9 protein-coding genes are annotated in these 9,512 nt (G+C 63.5%); 3 read left to right on the forward strand and 6 right to left on the reverse strand.

Features of this window, described 5'->3' with window-relative positions:
- The 6 genes from AB7F49_RS35280 to AB7F49_RS35305 form a co-directional block, all read right to left on the reverse strand.
- Positions 1–1,378: AtzE family amidohydrolase (locus tag AB7F49_RS35280; RefSeq protein ID WP_428531269.1), on the reverse strand; the 1,378-nt coding region annotated here is incomplete at its 3' end.
- 2 nt (positions 1,379–1,380) lie between these two features.
- Positions 1,381–1,566 carry a DUF4089 domain-containing protein gene (locus AB7F49_RS35285; protein WP_428531272.1) on the reverse strand — a complete coding sequence of 62 codons (186 nt, stop codon included), beginning with the start codon at positions 1,564–1,566 and terminating at the stop codon, positions 1,381–1,383.
- Positions 1,567–1,574: 8 nt separating this feature from the next.
- Positions 1,575–3,287, reverse strand: coding sequence for a dipeptide ABC transporter ATP-binding protein (locus tag AB7F49_RS35290; protein ID WP_428531275.1), 1,713 nt, complete (start codon positions 3,285–3,287; stop codon positions 1,575–1,577).
- A 10-nt stretch (positions 3,288–3,297) separates the two neighbouring features.
- Complete coding sequence (locus AB7F49_RS35295) at positions 3,298–4,176, reverse strand: ABC transporter permease (RefSeq protein WP_428531293.1); 879 nt, start codon at positions 4,174–4,176, stop codon at positions 3,298–3,300.
- Between the two features lie 74 nt (positions 4,177–4,250).
- A complete protein-coding gene (locus AB7F49_RS35300; protein WP_428531278.1) occupies positions 4,251–5,264 on the reverse strand; it encodes an ABC transporter permease in 1,014 nt (337 codons plus the stop codon).
- A 118-nt stretch (positions 5,265–5,382) separates the two neighbouring features.
- Positions 5,383–7,002 carry an ABC transporter substrate-binding protein gene (locus tag AB7F49_RS35305; RefSeq protein WP_428531281.1) on the reverse strand — a complete coding sequence of 540 codons (1,620 nt, stop codon included), beginning with the start codon at positions 7,000–7,002 and terminating at the stop codon, positions 5,383–5,385.
- Between the two features lie 346 nt (positions 7,003–7,348).
- Between AB7F49_RS35305 and AB7F49_RS35310 the strand changes: the two genes are divergently transcribed.
- The 3 genes from AB7F49_RS35310 to AB7F49_RS35320 all read left to right on the forward strand — a co-directional run.
- Positions 7,349–8,254 (forward strand): class II glutamine amidotransferase, encoded by a 906-nt coding sequence (locus tag AB7F49_RS35310; protein WP_428531284.1) that lies wholly within the window; start codon positions 7,349–7,351, stop codon positions 8,252–8,254.
- A complete protein-coding gene (locus AB7F49_RS35315) occupies positions 8,251–8,934 on the forward strand; it encodes a protein glxC (protein ID WP_428531287.1) in 684 nt (227 codons plus the stop codon). Before AB7F49_RS35310 ends, AB7F49_RS35315 begins: the two co-directional genes overlap by 4 nt.
- Positions 8,934–9,512 (forward strand): glutamate synthase-related protein (locus AB7F49_RS35320; protein ID WP_428531290.1); only part of this gene is annotated, 579 nt, incomplete at its 3' end. The genes AB7F49_RS35315 and AB7F49_RS35320, both read left to right, overlap by 1 nt.

A 9,512-nucleotide genomic window follows, 5' to 3' on the forward strand; every position in this document is an offset into this window, starting at 1 on the left:
GCGGTGCCACAACCGTACCCATGTCCTCCAGGTATTGCGCCACGCGCAAGGCGATGTCCTCCCTCCATGGCGCCGCAATGATCTGCACGCCGATCGGCAGCGGCTTGAGCGGAACTGGCACCGCCACCACGGGCAGGCCGATAAACGAAACCGGCTGGGTGAATATCCCGATATTGGGGCGAACCGGCATTTCGATGCCGTCGAGCATGAAAGTCTGCTGGCCGATCGCTGGCGCAGTACAGGGCGTTGCCGGCGCAAGGATCACGTCGACATCCGCGAACAAGGCCAGCACATGTTCACGATACCAGCGGCGGAATTTCTGCGCCTTCACGACGAGAGACGACGGGATCATGGCGCCTGCGATCAGGCGGTCCCGGGTCGCCGGGTCGAAATCATGAGCCCGCCGCCGCAGCCGGTCGAGATGAAGCGCGGCGCCTTCCGAGGTGGTGATGACATAGGCCGCCGCGCGCGCGAGCTGCGCCTCCGGCAATTCGAGTTCGCGCGAGACATCGAGCGCTGTCGCGACCTGCTCTATCGCCTGCAGCGCTTCGGGAAGCGCGCCCTTGCGGAAATAACCCCCGGCGACGGCGATCCGCAGACCCTCAATGCCGCGCACCAGCTCAGGCAGCGATGGCTCGGCCTGCCGGTTCGCACTGCCGGCATCGGCCGGATCATGCCCCTGCATCGCGTCATAGCTGATCGCCAGATCGCGGGTGCATCGCGCGAACGGCCCGAGATGATCGAAGCTGAGCACAAACGGAAAGCTGCGCGCGCGGGACAGCCGGCCATAGGTCGGCTTCAGCCCGAATATTCCGCAGAACGATGACGGCACACGGATCGAACCGTTGGTGTCGGAGCCAAGCGCAAGCGGCACAAGGCCGCCGCCGACCGCCGAGCCCGACCCGCCGGACGAACCGCCCGACATGCGGGTCACATCGTGCGGGTTGCGCGAGGCACCGTCATGCACGTTCTCGCCGGTGAAGTCATAGGCGTATTCGCCCATGTTCAGCGCGCCGACCAGAATCGCGCCCGCCGCCTCCATCTTCTCGATCAGCGGCGAGTCGTGCTGCGCCGGAGGCAATTCACGATTGATCTTCGAACCGGCACGGGTCGGAAGACCCTGGACATCGAACAGATTCTTGACCGCAAACGGCACACCCGCAAGCGGGCCGACCGGCCTGCCCGCGGTGCGGTCGGCATCGAGCGCGTCGGCGCGTCGAAGCGCGCGGTCAGCGGTGACATCGGTGAAGGCGTTGAGCGTCTGGTCGCGGCTGCGGATGGCCGACAGCGCGTCCTCCACCACGGTGCGCGCCGATACTTCGCCTCGCGCGACGGCGGTGGCAATCTCGTGACCCTTCGCAAAACGCCAGTCCGCCATGTTCAGGCCCCGAATACCGGCGCGGGTTCGGCCTCGTCCGGCAGCGGGAAGTCGTCGACGAGTTTCGCCAGCCGCAACGTCACCTCGACATTGGCGCGGATGGTGGGCAGCCAGGCGGTATCGATCGGCAATTCCAGCAACGCCGCCGACGAGGTGATCCAGGCGTCCGCAATGTCGTGATCGCTCATCGAACGGCTCAAATCGGCGGATGCGGAATCGCAGCCAGCAATTCTCTGGTATAATCCGATTTCGGCGAATCCATCACAGCTTCCGCGCTGCCCTCCTCCACGATCCTGCCAGTCTGCATGACGATCACCCGGTCGCACAGCAGCCGCACCACGTTGAGATCGTGCGAGACGAACAGATAGCTCATGCCGAGCTGGTGCTTCAAATCCTCCAGCAGGTTCAACACCACCGCCTGCACCGACACGTCGAGCGCGGCGGTGGGCTCGTCGAGAATCACCAGTTCCGGCGACAGCGCGATGGCGCGGGCGATGCCAACCCGGGCCTTTTGCCCGCCCGACAATTGATGTGGAAAGCGATCCAGCAATTCGACCGGCAATCCCACATTGCGCGCCAGTTCTTCGCAGCGTGCGCGCACTGCATCTCTTCCGCGGATGTCGCTCATGCGCAGGATCGGGTCGGCGATCGCACGCGCCGCGGTGAAACGCGGATTGAGCGACTCGGTCGGGTCCTGGAACACCATCTGAATGCGTTTTCGCATCTTGGTCTTGGCGAATTGCTTGGCCGGGATCGCGCCGATGTCGTCGCCGTCGAACACGACGGAGCCGGATGTCGGATCGAGCAGCCGCATCACCATCATCGATGTGGTCGACTTGCCGCAGCCGGATTCGCCGACGAGACCAACGCTTTCGCCGCGCCTGATCGTAAATGAAATGCCGTCGACCGCCTTGAAGGTCTCCGGCTCCGGCAACTGGTCCTTTCTGCGAAAGAAGCTCGCAAGCGAACCCGGCGCGCCCTGGCGCGGATATTCCTTCACCAGATTGGAGACGACCAGCAGCGGCGACTTGTCGGCCAGTTCGGCTTCGGCGGCCGGCGTCGGGGCCGGATAGGGCTCGGACGCGAGATCCTCCGGCAGCAGGTCCCGCAGCGAGACCCCGAGCCGCGGCGTTGCGCGCATCAGCTTGCGGGTATAGGCGTGCTGCGGATCCTTGAAGATGTTCGCGGATGCGGCGGTCTCCACCACCTTGCCCTTTTGCATCACTACGACCTTGTCGCAATAGGCCGCCGCGAGACCGAGATCATGGGTGATCAGGATGGTCGACATGCCGCGCTCCCGCGTCAGTTCGACCACGAGGTCCATCACCGCCTTCTGGGTGGTCACGTCGAGACCGGTGGTGGGCTCGTCGGCGATCAGAAGCTGCGGCTGGCAGGCGATTGCCAGCGCAATCACCACGCGCTGGCACATGCCGCCGGACAGCTCGAACGGATAGGCGTGGAACCGCTCCTCCGGACGAGCGATGCGGACCCGCTTGAGCGCCTCGATCGCCTTTTCCTTCACGTCGGAGGGCTGCGCCTGGACATGCTGCAGCAGCACGTCGCCGATCTGGTCTCCGACCTTGCGGATCGGATTGAGCGCGGTGCGCGGGCTCTGGAAGATCATCGACATTTCGCGGCCGCGCAGGTCGCGCATCTCCTTTTCCGGCGCGTCACGCACGTCGATCCCGGAAAATGTAATCGAACCGTCGGCGATCTTGCCGGCGTGGTCGAGAATGCGCATCACCGCATAGGACGTTACCGATTTTCCGGAGCCGGACTCGCCGACGATGCCGACGGTCTCGCCCTTCGCAACGGAAATATTGACATGCTGCACGGCCGTCACGACCCCGCGCCGGGTCATGAATTCGACGGTGAGATCGCGCACGTCGAGGAGCGTGGTGGCGGTCATGATTCGCTCCTCAGGTGCGGCGCTGCGGATCGACGATGTCGCGCAGTCCGTCGCCGAGCAGGTTGAAGCAGAACACCGCGATCATCAGCGCGGCACCCGGGAAGAAGGCGATCCACCATTCGCCGGAAATGATGTTGGCGGCGCCTTCCGCGACCATGATTCCCCATTCCGGCGTCGGCGGCTGCACGCCAAGGCCGATAAAGGACAGGCCGGCGGCATTGAGAATTGCATAGCCCATGGTCAGCGAAATCTGCACCATCATGATCGGCATGATGTTGGGCAGGATCTGCGTCAGAAGGATCCGGAAGTCGCCGTTGCCGGACAGCCGCGCCGCCTGCACGAAACCCATGTCGCGGCGCACATTGGCCTCGGCGCGGGCCACGCGGGCATAAAGCGGAAAATTGATGATCGCGGTCGCGATCACGATGTTGGTCACGGTGTTGCCCAGCGCGGCCACGATGCCCATCGCCAGCACGAATAGCGGAAAGGCCATGATGGTATCGGCCAGACGGCTGACCAGGCGGTCGGTCCAGCCCCCGAAGAAGCCCGCGGCGATCCCTGCAAAACCGCCCATCACGAACACGAGCGCGACGGAACTGAAAGCGATGATGAAGTCGAGCCGCGTCGCCACCACCACCCGGCTGAAAATATCGCGGCCGAGCTGGTCGGTGCCGAACCAGTGCGCGGCGGACGGCGGCTGCAGCGTCGCTGCGGTGTTGCTCGCCAGCGGATCATACGGGACGATATAAGGCCCGAACAGCGCACAAAGCGCCAGCAGCGCGAACATCCCGAACGAGAATGCGGTGACCGGGTTCTCCGACATCACGTAGCGCGCATGCGCGAACACCGATGTCTGCTTCCGCGCCGCCGGCACTGCCGGGGCGGCCATGGCCGCGGCTGCGGCCCCCGCAGCCGGCGCATCGGTTGCCGCGATGTGTGCGGAGTCGAGATCGGGACGCTGGTTCATCCTTCGAGCCTCACACGCGGGTCAATGATGCCGTAGAGAATGTCGATGATGAGGTTGAGGATCACGTACATGATCGCCATGGTCAGGACGAAACCCTGGACCGGGGCGAAGTCGGATTGCAGCAGCGCCTCGACCGCATACGAGCCGATACCCGGCCAGGCGAACACCTTCTCGACCAGCACGTTGGCGCCGAGCAGGAACGAGAACACCATGCCGAGTGTCGTGATGACCGGAAGCATGGCGTTGCGGAAGGCGTAGGTCAGGATCACGGTGCGCGGCCCAAGCCCGCTGGCGCGCGCCGTGCGCACGAAGTCGGAGGCGAGTACCGCAAGCATCGAGGCCCGTGTCATGCGCGCGATCGGCGCCAGCGAGAAGATCGCAAGCGTCATCGCCGGCAGGATCAGTTGCGCAAGCGCGGCTCGAAAGGTTTCGAGGTCTCCGGCCAGCAGGCTGTCGATCAGGTAGAAGCCGGTGATGTGCGGCGGCGTGATCGCGAATGCGTCCAGGCGACCGACCGGCGCGGGCGCCCAGCCCAGCCTGAAATAGAAGACATAGACCAGCAGAAGGCCGGTGAAGAAGACCGGCAGCGACACCCCGGCCGTCGCCACCACGCGGCATGTGTGGTCGACCCAGGATCCCTGCCTGATCGCCGCGAAGATTCCGAGCGGCACCGCAATCAGGATCGAGACGATCAGCCCGACCAGCGTCAGTTCGGCGGATGCGGGCAGCCGGCTTGTGATCTCCGTCGCCACCGACCGGCCGGTCGACAGCGAATTGCCGAAATTGCCCTGCGCAAGATCGCCGACATAGCGAAGAAACTGCTCAGGCAATGGCTTGTCGAAGCCGAGCCCCTTGCGGATCTCGGCGATCGATTCCGGCGTGGCCGCGGGCCCCGCGAAATACACCGCGGGATCGCCGGGCAGCACGCGGGTCAACAGAAAGGTTACGATAATGACCCCGATCAGCGTCGGGATCACAGTCAGAAGCCTTTTGCCAAGGGTCGCGAGCATCACCGCGTCTCCGGTCGCGGGTGGCGGCGCGCGCCGGGACTGGCGCGCACCGTCTCGTGTCATGTCGGTTCATGCAAGGCCCATGCCCTGCGGCATGGGATGGCGAAATCGCCCCGGCTTATGCCTTGACGATCTTGCGGTAATCGACCTGGCGGTGGAACCAGTACTGGTAGCCGGAGATATTCTTCTGGGTGGCGACGTTGAGATAGGGCTGGAACAGCGGTATGCGCGGCACTTCCTTGTAGGCCTTCGAGATGAAGCTCTTCACGTCGGTATCGTATTTCGCCGTGTCGTTGACGGCGGCCGCCGCATAGGCGCCGTCGATCATGGCGTCCATGTCCTTGTTGACATAGCTCGGCGTGTTGAAGATCGCGTTGAGGCCGGAATAGCACCAGAAGTAGAAATATTCGGGATAGTCCAGCCAGCCGGAGAAGAAGTTGACCATCATCGGCATCGACTTCTTCGCCATCTCGCTGCGCCAGTTGGCGCCCGGCACCTTGTTGATCGCGAGCTTGATGCCGATCTGGTTGAGACTTTCCTGGATCAGCACCGCAATCGGCTCGGAATTGACGGCGTCGCCGAGGTCGAACGAAATCGTGGAGTCGATCTCACCTGCCCCCGACTCGCCCATCAGCGCCTTGGCCTTTTCCATGTCGGTCTTGTACCCGGTCGGCTGCGGCCATGCGGTGCTGGTGACGTCGTTCGACGCGCCGCCGAACAGCGGCCGAGCATGGCCGAACATACCGGCGTTGATGATCTTGTCGTAAGGCAGTGCATAGGCAATTGCCTGACGAACCTTCTCGTTGTTGAAGGGCGGCTTCACCACATTCAGCTCAAGGCTGTACATGCCGTTGCCGATCGGATTGGAGATCAGGCTGAGCTTGCCGTCCTTCTTCATTTCGGTGAAATCCTTCGCCGGCAAATCGAAGGAGATGTCGGCGTCCCCCCGCTCCATCAGCGCGCGCCGGTTCCCGGACGACGGAATGGTGCGCCAGATCACGCGGCGAAGCTGCGGCAGTTTGCCACCGACCCAGGCCTCGTTACGCTCATAGATGGTTTCAACACCTGGCTTCCAGCCCGTCACCTTGTAGGCACCGGAGCCCGCGGTATTGCTCTTGGTATATTCGAGCGCCCAGGGATCCTTCTCCGTCGCCTTCGACTGCAGCAGCGCCGAATTGTAGATGCCCGGTACGATCACCGCCATGTCGGGAATTGCGAGGTGGTTCTTCTTGATGAAATCCACGCGGAAGGTGTTGTCATCGACGACAACGAACTGCTCTTTCTTTTCGAGCGAGCCCGCCTTCATCTGCACGGTCGGAAAGCCGCCGACGCTCACGGCGCGGTCATAGGACCACTTCACGTCCTTTGCGGTAACAGGCTTGCCGTCGTGGAATTTTGCACCCTTCTTGAGCTTGAAGGTCACCGACATGTCGCCGACCTTCATGTCGTCGGCGAGTTCGGGTTCGAACTTGTCGCGATCGTAGGACAGCGACCCATCTGACAACGTCTTGGTCGGATGGGTGATCAGCCGATCATAACAATTCCATGACGCCTCGTAGCCCGGCCGGTTGGTGCCGACGCCATGGATGTCGAGATTGTTCGGACCATTCTCGGTGATGAGAAGCAGCGTCTCCTTGCGCGATTGCGCTTCGGCCGACGTCGAAAAAATGGCGGGCGCGCTGACGGCGGATGTTGCAGCGATGGCGGTCGTCGATTTCAGAAATTCGCGGCGATTCATTGAGTGCCTCCGGTCCCTCTGTGCTCGGTCTCGGACAACACCTCCGCAAATTGCGTGCCAGCCCCATTGCGCTTCCGCAGAAATCTCACAACACACTGATTCAAAAACCAAAAAAAGGAATTCGACGGCTCGTATTGGGTTCACGGATCGTCGATTCAGCCGTTCAATTGCATACAATAGAGGTATTTGTGATCAATCTATGTGCAATATTGTCTGCCGGGCACCGAAACACCTTGCGCTCACACGGTTTCGTTCTGTTTCTTCACAGGAAAATAAAGTGCTCAGAAATTGACACCATGCGCCGGCCGTGCGATGGCCCATCCCTGTCCTCGCAGCGAACATGACCATGTGCGGAATCGTCGGACTTTTCACCAAGGATCGAAGCCTCGAGCCGGAACTCGGCCGGTTGATGGCGCAGATGCTGGTGGCCATGACCGACCGCGGACCCGATTCGACAGGATTCGCGGTGTATGGCGGCGCCGAGCCTGGGGAAGTGAAGCTGACGATCCGGGGGCCTGCCGGCACGGACTTTGTTGAATTGACGGACAGCCTGGCCTCGGTCGCGGCACCACCGCTCGCGGTGCACGACAATCACGCTGTCATTGCCGTCGCGCAAGACCGCGAGGCAGAGGCGCGCGACGAACTGAGCCGCCGGCCCAATATTTCCGTGGTCAGCTTCGGCCGCAGCATGGAGGTTTTCAAGGAAGTCGGTCTGCCGAGCGAGGTGTCGAAGCGCTTTGGCCTCGCCTCGATGCGCGGCAGCCACGGTATCGGTCATACCCGCATGGCGACGGAGTCCGCCGTGACCACCCAGGGCGCCCATCCGTTCACCACCGGCATGGACGAATGCCTGGTGCATAACGGCTCGCTCTCCAACCACAATCAGGTCCGCCGCGGACTGATCCGCCAGGGCCTGAGCTTCCAGACCGACAATGACAGTGAAGTCGCCGCCGGCTACCTGACCTGGAAGATGCGCGAGGGCGCGACCCTGACACAGGCGCTGGAATCCTCGCTCGACGCGCTCGACGGTTTTTATACATTCGTGGTCGGAACCGAGACCGGCTTCGGCGTGCTCCGCGATCCGATCGCCTGCAAGCCCGCGGTGATGGCCGAGACCGACCGGTGGGTCGCGTTCGGCACCGAATATCGCGCGCTGGTCAATCTGCCCGATATCGAAAAGGCGACGGTGTGGGAGCCCGAGCCTGCCAAAGTGTACACATGGGAACGCAATTCCGGGGAACGCCACGGATGATCACGGTCGATCTGGGGTCGTCCTCGCTGCGCGAACTGAATTCCGCGCTCCATGCAATCAAGCCGAATACCAACGAGACCCATTGGGTGGTGCAGAATCCGCGCGGACAGCATTCGATCGCAGTCGGGATCGATGCGCCGATCACGGTCGAGGTGCAGGGCCATGCCGGCTATTACTGCGCCGGCATGAACAAGCAGGCGCGTGTGATCATTCACGGCAATGCCGGTCAGGGCGTCGCCGAGAACATGATGTCCGGCCGCGTCCATGTCCGCGGCGACGCCTCGCAGGCCGCCGGCGCAAGCGGACGCGGCGGCCTGCTGGTGATCGACGGCAATGCCTCGGCGCGCTGCGGCCTGTCGATGAAGGGCATCGACATCGTGGTAAGGGGATCGGTCGGCCACCTCTCCGCCTTCATGGCGCAGACCGGCAGTCTCGTGGTTCTTGGCGATGCCGGTGAAGCGCTCGGCGACTCGATCTACGAAAGCCGGCTTTACGTCCGCGGTAAGGTGCACAGCCTCGGCGCCGATTGCATCGAGAAGGAAATGACCCCGGAGCACATGGACCATCTGCGCGCCCTTCTGAAGGCCGCCGAGGCCGATGCAGACGTCGCGGATTTCCGCCGCTATGGCTCGGCGCGCAAGCTCTACCATTTCCACATCGACAATGTCGGGGCCTATTGATGAGCGCCGAGGACCGCTTCGTCCGCACGCCGCCACGCAAGTCCGCGACCTTCGACGATCATGCGATCGCCGAAATCCGGCGCGCGGCTGCGACCGGCATCTACGACATCCGCGGCGGCGGTGCGAAGCGCAGGCTCCCTCATTTCGACGATCTCCTGTTCCTCGGCGCCTCGATCAGCCGCTATCCGCTGGAGGGCTATCGCGAGCGCTGCGCCACCGACGTCACCATCGGCGCCCGCTTCGCCAAGAAGCCGATCCATCTGAAAATTCCGGTCACCATCGCGGGCATGAGCTTCGGCGCGCTGTCGGGTCCGGCGAAAGAAGCGCTCGGCCGCGGCGCGTCGGCGGTCGGCACCTCGACCACCACCGGCGACGGCGGGATGACGCCGGAGGAACGCGAGCATTCTTCCATCCTGGTCTATCAGCTCCTGCCCTCGCGCTACGGCATGAACCCCGACGACCTGCGCAAGGCCGACGCGATCGAGGTCGTGGTCGGCCAGGGCGCCAAGCCCGGCGGCGGCGGCATGCTGCTCGGCCAGAAGATCACCGAGCGCGTCGCCGGCATGCGGTCGCTCCCC

Origin of the sequence: Pseudorhodoplanes sp., assembly GCF_050250235.1 — a bacterium.
Taxonomy (GTDB): Bacteria; Pseudomonadota; Alphaproteobacteria; order Rhizobiales; family Xanthobacteraceae; genus Pseudorhodoplanes.

Coding starts and splice junctions, on each gene's coding strand:
- AB7F49_RS35285 (WP_428531272.1), bottom strand. CDS start 1,566: ATGAGCGATCACGACATTGCGGACGCCTGGATCACCTCGTCGGCGGCG.
- AB7F49_RS35290 (WP_428531275.1), bottom strand. CDS start 3,287: ATGACCGCCACCACGCTCCTCGACGTGCGCGATCTCACCGTCGAATTC.
- AB7F49_RS35295 (WP_428531293.1), bottom strand. CDS start 4,176: ATGGCCGCCCCGGCAGTGCCGGCGGCGCGGAAGCAGACATCGGTGTTC.
- AB7F49_RS35300 (WP_428531278.1), bottom strand. CDS start 5,264: ATGCTCGCGACCCTTGGCAAAAGGCTTCTGACTGTGATCCCGACGCTG.
- AB7F49_RS35305 (WP_428531281.1), bottom strand. CDS start 7,002: ATGAATCGCCGCGAATTTCTGAAATCGACGACCGCCATCGCTGCAACA.
- AB7F49_RS35310 (WP_428531284.1), top strand. CDS start 7,349: ATGTGCGGAATCGTCGGACTTTTCACCAAGGATCGAAGCCTCGAGCCG.
- AB7F49_RS35315 (WP_428531287.1), top strand. CDS start 8,251: ATGATCACGGTCGATCTGGGGTCGTCCTCGCTGCGCGAACTGAATTCC.